This window comes from Myxococcales bacterium, from assembly GCA_016720545.1.
Classification (GTDB): Bacteria; Myxococcota_A; Polyangia; order Polyangiales; family Polyangiaceae; genus JAAFHV01.
This window is the reverse complement of sequence record JADKKK010000005.1, coordinates 242,768-257,557: the sequence shown is the minus strand read 5'-3', so window position 1 is coordinate 257,557 and position 14,790 is coordinate 242,768. Positions and strand designations below refer to the sequence as shown.

Annotated in this window: 12 protein-coding genes; 6 read left to right on the top strand and 6 right to left on the bottom strand. The window is 72.0% G+C overall.

The features are described from left to right. Nucleotides 1–128 precede the first annotated feature (128 nt). Nucleotides 129–2,075 (top strand): hypothetical protein, encoded by a 1,947-nt coding sequence (locus IPQ09_12825; protein ID MBL0195092.1) that lies wholly within the window; start codon nucleotides 129–131, stop codon nucleotides 2,073–2,075. 23 nt (nucleotides 2,076–2,098) lie between these two features. Beyond that, nucleotides 2,099–3,217 (top strand): hypothetical protein, encoded by a 1,119-nt coding sequence (locus tag IPQ09_12820; GenBank protein ID MBL0195091.1) that lies wholly within the window; start codon nucleotides 2,099–2,101, stop codon nucleotides 3,215–3,217. 11 nt (nucleotides 3,218–3,228) lie between these two features. Here the strand turns inward: IPQ09_12820 and IPQ09_12815 are convergent, their stop codons facing one another. From IPQ09_12815 to IPQ09_12805, 3 genes are read right to left on the bottom strand one after another with little or no spacing between them, the layout of a single operon-like run. Beyond that, nucleotides 3,229–4,290: a PEGA domain-containing protein gene (locus IPQ09_12815; protein ID MBL0195090.1), complete on the bottom strand. Its 1,062-nt coding sequence runs from the start codon at nucleotides 4,288–4,290 to the stop codon at nucleotides 3,229–3,231. Next, nucleotides 4,287–7,730, bottom strand: coding sequence for a protein kinase (locus tag IPQ09_12810; protein MBL0195089.1), 3,444 nt, complete (start codon nucleotides 7,728–7,730; stop codon nucleotides 4,287–4,289). Before IPQ09_12810 ends, IPQ09_12815 begins: the two co-directional genes overlap by 4 nt. A gap of 55 nt (nucleotides 7,731–7,785) precedes the next feature. Beyond that, the gene (locus tag IPQ09_12805) at nucleotides 7,786–9,288 is read right to left on the bottom strand and encodes a hypothetical protein (protein MBL0195088.1); all 1,503 of its coding nucleotides are present in this window, start codon (nucleotides 9,286–9,288) and stop codon (nucleotides 7,786–7,788) included. A gap of 148 nt (nucleotides 9,289–9,436) precedes the next feature. Between IPQ09_12805 and IPQ09_12800 the strand changes: the two genes are divergently transcribed. Together IPQ09_12800 and IPQ09_12795 are read left to right on the top strand one after the other, a co-directional pair. Beyond that, complete coding sequence (locus IPQ09_12800) at nucleotides 9,437–10,006, top strand: hypothetical protein (protein MBL0195087.1); 570 nt, start codon at nucleotides 9,437–9,439, stop codon at nucleotides 10,004–10,006. 288 nt (nucleotides 10,007–10,294) lie between these two features. Continuing rightward, entirely contained in the window at nucleotides 10,295–10,975 is a 681-nt protein-coding gene (locus IPQ09_12795; GenBank protein MBL0195086.1) for a hypothetical protein, read from the top strand. A 366-nt stretch (nucleotides 10,976–11,341) separates the two neighbouring features. Here IPQ09_12795 and IPQ09_12790 read toward each other — a convergent pair whose 3' ends face one another. Next, the gene (locus tag IPQ09_12790) at nucleotides 11,342–11,995 is read right to left on the bottom strand and encodes a carbonic anhydrase (GenBank protein ID MBL0195085.1); all 654 of its coding nucleotides are present in this window, start codon (nucleotides 11,993–11,995) and stop codon (nucleotides 11,342–11,344) included. A 71-nt stretch (nucleotides 11,996–12,066) separates the two neighbouring features. Then, nucleotides 12,067–12,822, bottom strand: coding sequence for a DUF1275 domain-containing protein (locus IPQ09_12785; protein ID MBL0195084.1), 756 nt, complete (start codon nucleotides 12,820–12,822; stop codon nucleotides 12,067–12,069). Nucleotides 12,823–12,931: 109 nt separating this feature from the next. On the opposite strand from IPQ09_12785, the gene IPQ09_12780 reads away from it, so the two are divergent. Together IPQ09_12780 and IPQ09_12775 are read left to right on the top strand one after the other, a co-directional pair. Beyond that, nucleotides 12,932–13,960: a LysR family transcriptional regulator gene (locus IPQ09_12780; protein ID MBL0195083.1), complete on the top strand. Its 1,029-nt coding sequence runs from the start codon at nucleotides 12,932–12,934 to the stop codon at nucleotides 13,958–13,960. Between the two features lie 80 nt (nucleotides 13,961–14,040). Beyond that, the gene (locus IPQ09_12775) at nucleotides 14,041–14,349 is read left to right on the top strand and encodes a hypothetical protein (GenBank protein ID MBL0195082.1); all 309 of its coding nucleotides are present in this window, start codon (nucleotides 14,041–14,043) and stop codon (nucleotides 14,347–14,349) included. Nucleotides 14,350–14,367: 18 nt separating this feature from the next. On the opposite strand, the gene IPQ09_12770 is transcribed toward IPQ09_12775, so the two are convergent. Next, on the bottom strand, nucleotides 14,368–14,775 hold the full coding sequence (locus IPQ09_12770; GenBank protein MBL0195081.1) for a c-type cytochrome: 408 nt from the start codon (nucleotides 14,773–14,775) through the stop codon (nucleotides 14,368–14,370). Nucleotides 14,776–14,790: the final 15 nt, after the last annotated feature.

Below are 14,790 nucleotides of genomic sequence, written 5' to 3'. Positions count from 1 at the left end.
AGCCACAGATCGCGCAGCTCAGCCTCGTGAGAGCAAGGGCCGTCGCGCGAACGAATGGCCGGCGTCGGGGCGCCTCGCCGAGCCAGGGCCCTCGCGCAAACGCCAGACTGTGCTAGCGCCACAGCCCCATGAGAGTCCTCGCCTCCGCGCTCGCCTCCGCTGCTGCCCTTGTCGTCACCGTGGGCGCCTGCTCGAGCGCCCCCACCGCCACGCCGCCGGCCGTCGAGGGGTTCGCGGTCTGCGACAACCTGGACGAGTCGTCGTGCATTTTCCCCTTTCCTTCCGACCACTTCCGGAAGCCAGGCGGCCCGTACGGGCACACACACCAGCTCGACTTCGGCGATCGCCTGCCCGTGAGCGAGCAGACCGACGCGATGCTCGATCGCGAGCCGTTCCGAGTGCACGACGGCTTCCCGGTGTACCCGCAGATCGCCTTCCACATCGAGGGCGCCTCGCTCACGGGCGCCCCGTCCATCGACGGCATTCAAGCGTCGCTCGAGCGATCGAGCAAGACCCTGGTGATCGACGCCGAGACGCTCGAGCTCCAGCCCCACTGGGCCGAGCTCGACTACCTCGCCGAGGACGCCGGCAAACAAGTCATCGAGCTGCGCCTCGCGCGGGGGCTCGCGCACGGCAAGCGGTACGTCGTGGCCGTCCGCGGGCTGCCGGGCGGCGCGGCGAGCCGCGGCTTCCAGGCCCTCCGCGACGGCAAGCCGAGCCCGGTCGCGGGCGTCGACGAGCGCAAGGAGCGCTTCGACCGCGAGGTGTTCGCCGTCACCGACAAGCTCGGCGTGCCCCGCAGCGAGCTGCAGCTCGCGTGGGACTTCACGACGTCGAGCGACGACAACAGCACGCTCACGCTCCGCACGATGCGCGACACGCTGTACGAGCGCGTGGGGGAGGAGGGGCCCGAGTACTCGGTCACCGAGGTGAAGAGGGACCCCGACGGCCCCACCGGCGTCATCGAGACGATCGTGACCGGCGTCGCCAAGGTGCCGAGCTTCGTCCTGCCGCTCCGCCCGAACGACGTCGCGCGAAAGCTCCGGCTCGGGGCGAACGGTCTGCCGGTGGCCGAAGGCTTCGAGGACGTGACGTTCCGCGTGCAGATCCCGCGCGTGTCGCGGACGAGCCCGGACCGCGCGAGCGTCGTCCAGTATGGCCATGGCTTCTTGGGGAGCGACTCGGAGGCGAACAACGGGTGGCTGCGCACCTTCGCGAGCGAGCGCAACTTCCTCATCCTTTCGTCGGACATGCAGGGCATGAACACGCCGTCCGGCCTGCTGTGGTTCCTGCACCTGCCGAAGGACATCACGAACCTCGCCTACATCGGCGACGAGCCGCTCCAGGGCATCATCAACCACCTCGCGCTCGTGCGCCTCTTGAAGGGCCGCTTCTCGCGCGACGTGAACGTGCAGCGCGGCGACGGAGGCGGGGCGCTCTACGACCCGAAGGCGATCTACTACCACGGCAACTCGCAAGGCGGCACGCAGGGCGCGCTCGTGATGGCGATGTCGCGCGACCTCGAGCGCGGCACCCTCGGCGTGCCCGGCGTGTCGGTCGCGTGGATCCTGGCGCGCGCCAACCAGTGGCGCGAGCTCGCGGGGAGCATCGGCCGTAACTACCCGAATCCCTACGATCTTTCAGCTATCATGTCGCTCGTCGCGGTGGGGTGGGACCGCGGCGACGGTTCGAACTTCGCCAAGTACATCTCGGCGACGCCGCCGAAGGACGGCACGCCCAAGAACGTGCTGCTGCACGTGGGAGTGGAGGACGCCCAGGTGAACAACGACGTCTCACGCGTGCTCGGCCGCATGGTCGGCGCGAAGGTGCTCGCGCCCGCCACGAGCGACATCTGGGGGCTGCCCGTCGTGCAGGGCCCGCTGCGCGGCGAGAACGTCTACGTCGAGCAAGACTACGGCGTGCCCAAGCGCCCGAAGACGAACCGGCCGTCCGCGCCGGAGACCGACACCCACGCGTTCCCGCGGAAGAGCCGCGCGATGCAGGAGCAGAGCTACGTGTTCTTCCGAACCGGCGAGGCACGGCACACGTGCGACGGGCGCTGCGACCCCGAATGAGGCGCGCGGCCGGAGGCGGGGTAGTGGCGCGAGCGGCGGCGACGGCGGCGCGACGCGTCCTCGGCGCGAGCGCGATCGTGGTCGGCGCGCTCGCAGGTGGGGCGATCCTGGCGAGCGGGTGCTCGGGCGATCCCGCGCTCGACGAGCTCGCGACGCGCCTCGCCACGACCTACTGCACCGCGCTAGCCACCTGCTGCGCAGAGGCCGCCTACGCCTACGACGAGCGCTCCTGTCAGGCGCAAATGACGGCCGAGGCGCAGCGCTTCGCCGACATCGCGAAGCGAGGCAAGGTGCTCTACGACGCGAAGGCCGTGCAGGGCTGCGTGGACTCCTACCGCGCGCGCGCCGCGCGCTGCTCGAGCGACGCCGGCAACCCGAGCGCGCTCCCCGACGCCGCCGAGCCCTACTCGGAGGCGTGCGCCAAGATCTTCCGCGGCACCGTGGCGCCGGGTGATCCGTGCACCGAGGCGGCCGAGTGCCAAGCGAACGCCCCCAGAGAGACCGCCACCTGCGTGTTCGACACGCGCCCAGGCTTCGACCGGCGCCGCAAGATCTGTACGAAACAGCTTCGACGCGCGCCCGGGGAAGAGTGCAAACTACTTCCATCATTGCGCGACCTCACGCTCGAGCTGCCCGTCTGCGACGAGCGCGGCTTCTGCGAGCTCACGCTCTCCGGCACGGTCTGCCGGGCGTACGTGGCGAGCGGCGAGGCCTGCATCGTCGCCGGCGCCTCGGCCGTGCGCTGCGATCCCCAGCGGTCGCTCTACTGCGACGGCTCGACGCGGCGCTGCGCCGAGCTGCCCAGGCCTGGCCAGTCGTGCGCCCAGCCGGGCGCGTGCGTGCGCGGCGCGTTCTGCGACGGCGCGACCCGCGTGTGCGGCGAGGTACGCGAGGACGGCGCCGCCTGTGACCAGGCCTCGCAGTGCGCTTCGGGCTCGTGCGTGACCATGACGGCCGCCGACGGGGGCCGCGCGCCGAGTCGCTGCGCCGACGACGAGGGGCCGAGACCGTTCGAGGTGACGCCGCGTTCGTGCGGTTTTGGGCCGCTCGCGCGGGGCCTGGTCGACGCGGGCGCGAGCCCCGTGCTCACGACCTCCTTGTTCGGTCCCGGCGCCCCGCGGGCGCCGCTGGCGCCTCAGTAGATGCCGCGCCGTCAGCGGAAGGTGAACGGAGCGCCCGCCTGCACGACCCCGGGGTCGAGCGTCCCGGGCGGCCCCTGGTACTCGGGCGACGGCTTGAAGATGAAGTAGCCAGCGGTAGCGAGTCCCCCCGCGACGACCGCGCCGCCGGCGATCCACACCCAGCCTGGAAGGCCCTTGCTCGGCTCGGGCTCCAGGCTGACGCTGACGTCCCGCGTCTGTTTGTCGAGGACGATGACCTCGGACTGGTAGAGCCTCATCTTCGGGGCCGTGACCTGAAGCGTGTGGCCGCCGCTCGCGACCGTGCCTGACCACGCGCCGCTGCCGACGACCTTGCCGTCGAGCGAGACGGTCGCGTCCTTCGGAGCGCGGATCGTGAGCCGCCCTTGGTGAACGATCTTGACGAGCGTCAGCTCCGCGGCGAGCTCCGCCGCGCCGCCCACCGGGATTTCGCGCGTGAGCTCCTCGAAGCCCGCCTTCCGCACGACGAGCTTGCGCACGCCCATGTCCACCACGACGGGCACGACGGGCGACGCGCCGAGCGGCTCGCCGTCCAGCGTGAGCTCCGCGCCGGGCTCACTCACCGTGATGCGCAGCTTCGCCGTGAAGGGTTCCATGACCTTCACGAGCTCCGCCGCGTCGGCCTTGTCCTCCGCAGGCAGCGTCGCGTCGCCCTCCTTCAGGTAGCGCCGCACGAGGCCCACGGCCCTCGCGTAGTGGCGCCGGTTCTTCTCGCACGCGGCCATGTTCCAGAGCAGCCGCGGGTCCTTCGAGATGTCGTAAGCGCTCGAGAACTTCGCGAGCGCGCCGGCGTGGTCGCCGTCCCGGAACAGAAGCCTTCCCGACTCGTAGTCTTGCTTGGCCGGTCCCGTGAGGGAGTCACCGAGCGCAGGCGCGGTGGGCGGCGGCGGCGCCTCGAGGGCAGGCTGCGCGGAGGCGGCGGAGGCGGCCGCGGCGGGCTTGGCAGGAGTGGCGGTCGCCGCGGGAGCCGCGGGCTTGGCAGGCGCCTGCGCGTTCACCGCGAGCGGGAGAGCGAGCACGACGCCGCCGATCACGAGAGCGATGGGGAGGTTCACTTGAGGCCCATTTCGAGGGGGTTCTTCTTTGGAGTCGCGCTGGCGGTCACGGCAGGCGGGGTCGCGACTGACGGCACGGGCGGGGGTGTGGGCGTAGAAAGGGAGGCGGACAACCCCGACGCGTTTGGCTTCGGCTTGGGCCCAGGGGCTGCGGTCGGCTTCGCCGACGCGGAGGGCTCGGGGACGACGAGCGCCGCGGCCGACCGCGCCGTGGTGGGCGTGGCCGCGGAAGCCACCGAGGCGCCCACCGACGAAGACGCCGAATGAGCCGGCTCGATGGCGATGGGCGCCGCCCCTGCGCCGGAGCCCCCGCGCGCGAGGAAGAGCCCGACGCCCGCGACCGCGAGCGCACCTACGCCGCCAAGCGCCAAGAGCGCCCGGCGAGGGCGGCGGGTGGCGTCCTGGGCGGGCGACGCGGACGGGGCCGCGACAGGCACCCCCGTGTCGAACAGCACGGTGGCCGCCGTGGCGATCGCCTTGGGGTCGACGCGCTGGGCCGCCACCTCGATGGCACCCACGCTCGGCGCCGGCTCCGCGGCCACACCGAGCACGCGCGCCGCGATCTCGGCGCTCCCACGATCCTTCTCCGCCGCGAACGGCGCGAGCGCCGCCGCGAGCTCCGCCACGTTCTGGAAACGCGCGCCGCGATCCTCGCGGAGACACCGTGCGACGACCTCCTCGAGGCCCTCCGGCAGCGCGCGAAGCTCCAAGATGGGACGCGGCCGGTTGGCGAGGACCGCGATGATCACCGCAGGCGCGCTGTCGCCCGTGAACGGCTGCGTGCCCGTGAGCAGCTCGTAGAGGATGACCCCGAGCGACCAGATGTCGGCCCGATGGTCGATCCCCTTCGGATCCGCGAGCTGCTCGGGCGACATGTAATAGACCGTGCCCATTACGGTGCCCGTGCCCGTGAGGGCGATCGCGGAGGCCTCGACGGATCGTGAAATACCGAAGTCAAGAATCTTGACTATTGCCCGTTTGTCGGGCTGAACCGCCAGGAACAGGTTCGCGGGTTTCAGGTCGCGATGGACGACGTGCGCAGCGTGGGCCTCGGCGAGGGCCTCGCAGGCCTCGAGGACGTAGCGGACCGCGTCTTCGACCTCGAGGGGCCCCTTGTTCTCGAGCTCGCTCGCGAGATCGTGTCCCTGGAGGTACTCGAGCACCATGAACGGCACGCCGTCGTCGAACTGCGAGACGTCGATCACGCGCGCCACGTGCGGCCCTCGCAGCTTGGCCGCGATGCGCGCCTCGCGCGCGAAGCGCTCGACCACCTCGGGGTTCGCGAGCGCGACGGGGAGCAGGTACTTGATGGCGACGCGCTGCTCGAGCTGCACGTGGGTCGCGGCGACCACCACGCCCATCCCGCCCACCCCGAGCACGCGCTCGACGCGATACTTGCCGGCGAGCACGGTCCCCGCCTCGGGCCCTGCGGGGGGCGCGCTCACGGCTCGCTCGCGCACGCGGCGGGTGGGGCGACGCGGTACACGCCGCCGCCAGCGTCCTCGGCCGCGAACACCGTGAAGTACACGGCCTGCTTCCCGGCCGGATCGGCGCCGAGCGCCACGCCAAGCGCCGGGGACGAGGGCGCCGGCGCTGGCGCGAGCACCCCGCTCGCGCCGGTCGCCCCGGTGGTCGCGTACTCCACCCCGGCCGAGCTTGTAAAATACACGCACTTGGCGCCAGCGACGAGGCCTCGCGCGTACTTTGCGGCCCCCTGCTGGGCGGGGCCCGTAGTCCCCGCGGGCGTGAACGGCAGCGGCCCCGCGGTGAGCGCCGCCTGACCCCGCGCGGGGATCTCGTAGACACCGGACGGAGCGAGCGCGTAGGCCTTGAAGTTCGCTGGCGGCGCCGTGGCTGGATCGAACGCGAGCGCGTGAAACAGCGCACCCTGGACGACGATGGGGGGCTGGCAGCTTCCCGCTCGCTCGTTCGCACAGCTCGAGCTTCCCCGCCCCCGCAACCAGCGCGAAGCCGTCCACCGCCGCGACGGCGCTCACCTCGCCGCCGCCAGGGAACGCACCGCTGTTCTCCCTGGTGTCGGAGAAGAACGCGCCGAACGCCGTAGCCCAATAGGCGAAGCCACCTGCCCCCGCGACGTCGACCGCGAAGCCGGGCGGGACCGCGAGGAGCGCCCTCTGCGCTGGGTCCTCGAAATAGCTCCTCGAGCCGTCCGTGGCGGCCAAGACCGAGCCTACGGGGGCGATCCGCCACGGGCGCGGCGCGCTCGGTGTGGAGGCGTCTGCCGCGCCCGCGTCGAACGGCCCGGCGTCCGGGTTGGGCGACGCTGGGACGGCGATGTCGGTGAGCTCCGTGCCGCTCACCGCGATCTCGCGCTTCCCCACCCTTGTCCCCGCGGCGTAGAGCGTCCTGCCGGAGATCGCGACGGCCGTCGCGAAGCCGAGCTTGGCGACGAGCGTCGGGGGGGGGGTGTCGACACGCGCGTCGCCGCCGTCCGTCGGCGCCTCGCCAGGAGCCCCCGAGCACACGGTCTGCTTCTCTTCCTTGGAAGCGCACGCGCCGCCGCGACGCTCGAAGAGGCGCGCCTTCCGCGCCGTGGCCAGTTGGCACACGTACAAGGGCAGCACGATCTTGCCTCCCTCTTCGCGCCAGCCGGGGGCGCCGCGGTCGAGGGGGACGTAGCAATCGCCGCTCGCGTTGCACTCGCCGGTCTCACGCGTGACCAGCGCGAGGTTCAGCCCGGCGACCCCGCCCTCCGGGGGCGAGAGCGTGCACTTGCCCTCCTTGGTGTTGTGCTCGAGACGGTCGCCCACGGGGGTCGCGCCCGCGAAGCACTTCGCCACGTCGAAGCAGCCCGCGCCCGATGCCGGGATGATCGCGGCGGGGTCGAAATCGGGCAGCGACTCGAACTTCACCTCGTTGTCCTGACAGGCGCCGTCGATCCACGTCTCGTTCAGCGGGTCGGGGCAGTCGGGCCGGAACGACGCGAAGAAGTCGAACCCCTCCGCGTTCCCGCTCTTCGTCGTCACCCCGTCGCCCAGGGGCAGCGCGACGGGCTCGCTCTTGGTGGAGCCGTCGTTCGCGAAGTTGAGGGGGATGCGCAGCAGCCCTGTTCGACCACCCTTCGGGATGCTCGTGCGCACGTCGCGCAGGACGCGAGGCTTGTTGTCTTGGAACGCCATGACGCGCACGCGAATGGTCGCGCCGGGCTCCTCGGGCTCGACGATCGCGAGGGTCGCCGGGAGCTCGACCTCCCCGTTCCGCACGCGGCCGATGAAGCTGTGCTTCACCGTGCCGTTCGTGCTGATGCTGACGGAGACCGAGTTCACGTCCTTCGGGGCCTTCATGTCGGTGGTGATCGCGAGCATGATCGCGCTCTTCTTCTCGGCGCACGCGCCGACGACCCCGGAGACCCCCACCCACGCCAGCGCGCCGAGCACGACGCCGCCGCCCAGGACCTTCACTCGCGTACGCTGGAGCATCGGCGAGAGCGTAGCACGCGGCGCGCGGGACAGGCCACGAAGCGAGACCTCGCGACTACTCGGGGGCGATGATGAGGCCGTAGGAGTGAGGCTCGAAGACGACGTCGTCAGGGTCGAAATGAAACGAAGGATCCCCCGCGTTCGTGACGACGATCACGACCCGCTCCGTCTGGTCGAGATCGGCGATCGACATTTGCGCCTCGCGCGCGCTAGGCGGGTTCGCGATTCGCCCCCGCGACAGCTCGCGACCCGCCTTGTCGATGCGCATGAAGCCGAGTCGGAGCTTCGCGTGGTCTTCCCACGCCGCCTCGACGCGGAGCCTCGCGCCCGGCGCGGCGCCGGCGGTATGGACGACCACATACGACGCGCCCGTGGGCTCGAGCGGGTAGGCCGGCGCGAGTCGACGCGGCGTCGCGGGCCAGGGCACGTCCCAATCGACCCGCACGGGCGGCGCGTCGCCCAGCGCCGCGCTCGCGCCCGACGCCTGGACACCGCCGGGCGCCTCCGGCCCGAAGTGCGCCCGAGACAGGGCGAACTCGAGGAGCAGGTCCTCGAGCTTGGACCCCTCGAACAGGCTGCCCGCGAAGCTCTTCCCGAGCACGTCGAACGCGTCGGGCTCGTTCACCCAGCGCACGCTGCCGGGGGGCGTCTTGTGCGCGCGGAGGGCGATGAGCCCGCGGAGCACGGCCCCAGGCTCCGTGCCGTAGCCGCGATCGAGCCAGCGGTAGAAGAGCGCCGTGCCCACGGCCTGCGGGGCGCCCGCGCGATCGTCCACGCGGTCGTCCACGGTGCGGAGGCCCCAAAGCGCAGGCTCGTGCAGCGCCTCGAACCGACCGCCCGACTCGCCCGCGACGCGCGACACCAACGCGCGCTCGGGGTGCTCTTGGAACGTGAGGTAGGCGGCGGTCGCCCGGACGGGAGCGCAGGGCACGAGCAGCTCGGTGACGGCCTGCGCCTCGGCCTGCGCGGATCCCTCGTCCGCGCCAGGCGCGGTGCGAAGGAGCAGGCCACGGACCACGAGACGCGTGACCGCCACCTGGAGCGCGCAGCCCCGATCGAGGCGGCGGGAGAGGCGCCCGTAGCCGCCGCCGCGATCGAGCGGGGAGCGAGGATCGCGTTCGTCCAGCACGATCTCGCCCTCGACCTCGCCGTCCACGAGGATGAGGTCGAACGCGCCCGTCAGCTGCCCGGGCTCCGGGCGCGCCATGCGCAGCGGTCCGTGGAGGCCCGCGAACGCGGCCTCGGCGTGCGCGAGGACCGCGCGCGAGGTCGGCTCGTCACCTGCCCTCCCCCAGACGCAGACCGCCTCGTGGAAAGAGCACGCCCGCATGGGCGCGCCGCGGACGGCCTCGGCCCGCGCCGGTCCGTAGGTGACGACGCGGCCCGAGGGCGCGTCGGGCGGAACAGGCGGGCCCGCGTCGCTCCCAGGCTCGGGCGCCTCGGTCTGCGCGCGCGCTACGGGTGACCACGCGAACGCGAGGCACGCTACGAGGCCGCGAGCCCGACGAGCGAGCGCGGAGCGACGGCGACGCGCGATGACCCCCTCGGAAGACCTCACAGAGAGACCTTACGCGCATTTGACACCGTGTTTTGCCCCCAACTATAAAGAAAGGTCTCGTGCGCCCTTCCGCGGACCCGCGCGTGAAGGGTATCGTGCCCGGTCGGGTCCCTCGTATGTCACTTCGCCCACGCTCAGCAAAGGCACCATGACCTCATCCTCCGATGCCGCGCGCTTCGATCCCGCCCGCGCGGTGCGCCTCGACCTGCCCCGAGGCGCCGCGCTCGCTTCGAATGACGAACGGCTCGTGCTCCTGCCCGCCGCCGCCCTCATCGAGCTGGCGCTCGAGGCCGAGGCGGAGCTCCGCGTGACCCTCGGGAAGGCCCTCGGCGCATCGCTCGGCGCCCGCGTCGCCGCGCGCTTGGGCGGGAGCGAGGCCACGGTGGGTGTGTCCCTCGAGACCTTCGTGTCCGAGCTTGGCGGAGAGCTCGCCGCCTCGGGCCTCGGCACTCTGGCGCTCGAGCGCTGGGGCCGGGCCCTCGTCGTGGTCGTGGGGAATCCCGCCGTCGACGACGACGCGTTCCTCGCGGGCCTCGTCGGCGCCGCGCTGGCGACCTCCACCGGGAAAGACACGCACGCCGTCCAGTTGAGCAGCAGCGACGGTCAGGCCAAGCTCCTCATCGCGAGCCGCGGGACCGCAGAGCGCGCGCGCGCGTGGCTCGCCGCGGGCGACAGCTTCGGCGCCGTCCTCGAGAAGCTTCATGGAGGTGTGTCGTGAGCGAAGCGCAAGCCCGGGTCGAGAAGCTGGAGGCCCTCCTCGCGCGGGTCGTGGCGCGCACAGCCGAGCCCCGCACGGTCGCGGCGGCGCCCGCGCGGCCCGGGACGCCCGACGCCGAGCCGCCCATGGCGCCGGCCGCCGCGGCGCTCGCGCTCGCGCTCGCGCCGCAGCCCGAGCCATCGAGTCGACCGGCCCTCCCCCGCGCCGAGCCCCCGCCGCGCCCGTCGCGGCCTGCGGCGATGGCGATCCCCGAGCCGCCCGACTCGGAGCCCTCGACGCCCGTGCCCGGTGCCTCGGCAGCCGCCGCGGAGCAGGCGGACGACGGCTACGATCCGGACGAAGCGACGCTCATGCAGGCGGCCCCCGTGGTGGCGCGCCCGTCGCCCATTAGCGCGCCTCCGCCGCCTCCGGTCGCCGCCCCTCCGCCTCCGGTCGCCGCCCCTCCGCCTCCGGTCGCCGCCCCTCCGCCTCCGGTCGCCGCCCCTCCGCCTCCGGTCGTCGCCCCTCCGCCTCCGCCCGCCCCCCGCCTCCGGTCGCGCGCCTCCGCCGCCGTCCGCCCCTCGCGCGGCCACCCCCGCGCCGCCGCTCTCCGCGCCGCGCGCCGTCACGCCTTCGCTGACGCTCGCCACCGACGAGGACGACGACGGCGATCGTGTCACGCCGCCGCCGGAGTCCGGCCGCCAGAAGGCGCTCACCCCGGAGCCCACCAAGGGGGCCGCCCCCCGGCCCGAGGCCGCCCTCCCCGACCTCGGGGGCGACGAGCCCGAGTCCGTGGGCACGCTCATCGGCGTAGGCGGCGGCGACACGCCCCAGCCACGCGCGGCGGCCGCCCCCCCCAACCTCACCTCGCCGGCGCAAGTAGTGGCGGCTCGCGCTCCCGCGGAGCTCGTCGCCGTGCAGTCCGTGGCGGCGGCGCCCCTCACCCCAAAGACCGTGGGCGATCTGCTCGACGCCGCCCTCGCCTTGTAGATCCTGCCAGGGAAACGAGCGCCCTCGGTCGCTGTTCGACCATGAGAAAGCTCGGGCCGCCGTGCGCTCCCCGCGGCGGAGCCCGCGGCGTGTGCAGCCTGCGCGGAGGGCGCGCGCGCCGAGGACTCGAGCGGCTCCGGGCCGTTGCCATCCGATCCCCGTGCTGCACCGCTACGAACAGTACGCCTCCGTCCTGGGGTGCGGAGCGCGAGCTCTTCGCCGCGATCTCGGTGCCTCGTCTTGGGCCGGGACCCAAAACCAGGAGGTGGGGCCCCCAAAGGGCTCCGCCCGTGGGGCGGAGGACGGAGTCCTCCGATGACAGGAGGAATGAATCACCGGGCTTGATCGAAGATCATGCTCGGTGATTTAGAGCGTAGTCCGCCCCAAAAGCCTCGTGTCCTCGAGCCACGTGACGAGCCCGGACTCGACGTCGTAGAGCGCGCCAATCACGGCGAGCTCGCCCGCGTCGATCATCGCTCGGAGCGTCACGCTCTGCTCGACGATCGCCCGCACGGAGCGACGAACCTGCAGCTCGGCGACCCGCTCGACGAACGCCCCGTTCGCGGAGGTGCGGTCCTCGTGGATAGTCCGCTCGGCGTAAATCGAGGGCTGAATCTTGTTCAGCAGGGTCGACAGGTTCCCCATCTGGACGCCGTCGCACGCGCCCTTGATGGCGCCACACTTCGTGTGCCCCAGCACCACGACCGACCGCGCTCCGGCGATCTTGCACGCGAACTCCATGGACCCGAGGATGTCGTCGTTGACGACGTTGCCCGCGATCCGGACGCTGAAGATGTCGCCGAGGCCCTGGTCGAAGACGAGCTCTGCCGAGGTGCGGCTGTCGATGCAGCTCAAGATGGTGGCGAACGGGAACTGACCGTCGCGGGTGTCGTTGATCTGCTCGAGGAGGTCGCGGTGCGCGCGCAGGTTCGCGACGAAGCGCGCGTTGCCCTCCTTCAGAAATTGCAGGGACTTCTCCGGCGTGATGCTGGCTTGGGTCTCGCGCGTGTGCGTTCGCATTTCCGCCTACTCTCCTCGGGTGACTGCTGTCTGTCCGTGTGCGGACCGGGACAGGGTTTGGTGGCGACGGGTCAGGTGGCGACGACGCCCTGCGTCTCGTACTCGACGACGCTGCTCAAGACGTACGCAGCGACGGCGACGAAGCCCGCCGGGATCAAGAAGGTCAGGTACTCCAGCCGCGTGGCCGCGATCGACGCGACCAGCGCGCCCGCGATGAACGCGAGGATCTTCGCCCCGCGAAGCACGATCCCGGCTCTGGCGCGCTCCCGCAGGTCCGCCGGCGCGGCGGTCGAGAGGTAGGCGCCGAGGGCGATCGACAGATCCGTGAGCGGGCCGGTCATGTGTGTGGTGCGGACGATCATGCCAGACGTCGACGCCACCGACGCGTTCTGGAGCCCCATGGCGAAGGCGAGCAGCCCGAGCATGAGGAAATCGCCCGGGGTCTCCACCGTCTTGCCGAACGGACCGAACGCGCCGAACCGCCCGAGCGCGGCCACGAGCGCGAGGATCATCGCGACCATCGCGAGCGGGAGCCCGACGAACGGAGCTTTCCCACGCAGCCGCCGGCCGTCCAACATCCAGAACGAGCTCATCGCGCCCACCACGAAGGCCCCCAGCACCGCGGCGTAGTCGAGGAGCAGGTAGGCGCTCCCGTAGTCGGCCCCCACGCGCGTGACCGTGCCGGTCACGTGGGACACGAAGCGCTGGCACGCCGCCAGCGCCGCCGCGTTCACCGCTCCCGCCGAGAAGGCCAGCACGACCCACAGCGGCAGGTTGCGCCGGTCATGGACAGTGGTCGAGGCAAGGAGCGGGATCTGCGCGTTCATCGAGAGCACCTCGTCGTTGCGGAGCGAGACCTCAACCTAGTTCGCCGCTGCGCGAGCGGAATTCAGGAAATTCCGAGGCGACATGTAGGAAATACCTACATCATGGGGAGTGGCCCCCGCGACCCCCTGGCTCAACTACAATCATCTGTTCTATTTCTTCGTCGTCGTCACCGAGGGGGGGGTCGCGCCGGCCTCGCGCAAGCTGCGGCTCTCTCACCCCACGGTCAGCGAGCAGATCCGCGCGCTCGAGGCTGCGCTGGGGGAGACGCTCTTCTTCCGCGAGGGCAGACGCCTCGCCCTCACCGACGTGGGGCGCCACGTGTTCACGTACGCGGAGGACATCTTCTCCCTGGGCCAGGAGCTCACCGAGACGCTGCGGGCGCCCAGCGGCGCCCCGCGTGTCGCGGGGCGACCGGTGCGCCTGGCCGTCGGCGTGTCCGACGTCGTGCCCAAGGTCATCGCGCGCCGCGTGCTCGCGTCGCTCGAGACGATCGAGGGGCCGATCCGCCTCACCATTCGGCAGGACGCGACCGTGCGCCTCCTCGACGACCTCGCGCGCCACGCGCTCGACGTGCTGATCACCGATACGCCCGCGCCGCCGAACACCACGCCCCGCGTCTTCGCTCACGCCCTCGGCGAGTGCGGCACGGCCTTCTTCGCGGCCCGCTCACTGGCGAGCGAGCTCAAGGGCGACTTCCCGAGGTGTCTCGATCGGGCGCCGTTCCTGCTCCCCGGGCCTGCGAACGTGCAACAACACGCGCTCCTCGCGTACTTCGAAAAGCACGGCGTGGTGCCGCGGGTCGCCGCGGAGATCGACGACAGCGCGCTGCTAAAGGCCTACGGGGAGGACGGCCGCGGAGTCTTTGCGGGCCCCGAGGCCATCAGCCGCGAGATCTCCGCGCACTACAACGTGGACTGCATCGGGCGGGCGCCCGCCCTCCGAGAGCGCTTCTTTCTGCTCACTGCGGAGCGACGCATCGAGCACCCGCTGGTCTCGCGCCTGCTCTCGCGAGGCCATGACGTGTTCGTGGGGGAGCCGAGCCGCGAAGCGGAAAATCCGCCCGACTCGGCCCGCGCCCCGGCGACGCCGCGCGTGCGCGGGCGGGCCCCAAGGAAAGCTCGACCGCAGCGATCGTAAAGAACCGTTTACCGGGAAGCGTGGCCCTCGCTCGCGTGCTTCAGTGCACCGAGCGGCGACCACCGCCGGAAGGACCGACCATGGAAGACCCCTGCGAATCAGTCACGCTGAGCGCCTTGGCGAACCGCCTCCAGGTGCCTCGGGCGAGGCTCGGCGGCGGCCAGCGGCTCGCGGAAGACTGGCGACTCGGGCCCGCCGACCTCATGCTCGTCGCGCTCGAGGTGGCCGACGCCCTCGGACGGGTGCTCACCTTCGATGGACTCGCCGCGACCCGCACGGTCGGAGACCTCGTCGCGCTCGTGCGCGTGTCCCCGACCGATGAGGAGGCGTTCGGCGGCGAACCCGTCGAGCCGATGTGGCCGCTCGACGGCGCGCTCGCGCCCGCGTGAGCGGCCAACCGTCAGTGCCTACTTCGCGAACGCCCGGATGTACTTGACCAGGCCGTCGACGACCTCGGGCTTGCCGTCGAGGTCGGGCGCCGAGGGCATGTTGGGGCTCTTGCCCACGGCCGCGCCCCCGTACACGATGGTCTTCTTGATCTGCTCGTCGGTGACTGAGGCTTGCCAGGCCTTGTCGGTGTAGTCGCGCGGCTTCGGGTTCAGCGCCGCGGCGGCCGGGCCGTCGCCCTTGCCCTTGTCGCCGTGGCAGGGCACACACTTTTCGGCGAAGATGGGCTTGACGTCCACCGCGGCCGCGGCCGCGGCGCCGGTGGTCGCTCCGGTGCTGGGCTTGGGCTCGTCTTTGCTGCAGCCCGCGACGCCGAGGACCAGCGCGAGCGTGGCGCACGCGGACGAGATGTTGCGCAGAGTCTTCATTTTTTTCCTCATACT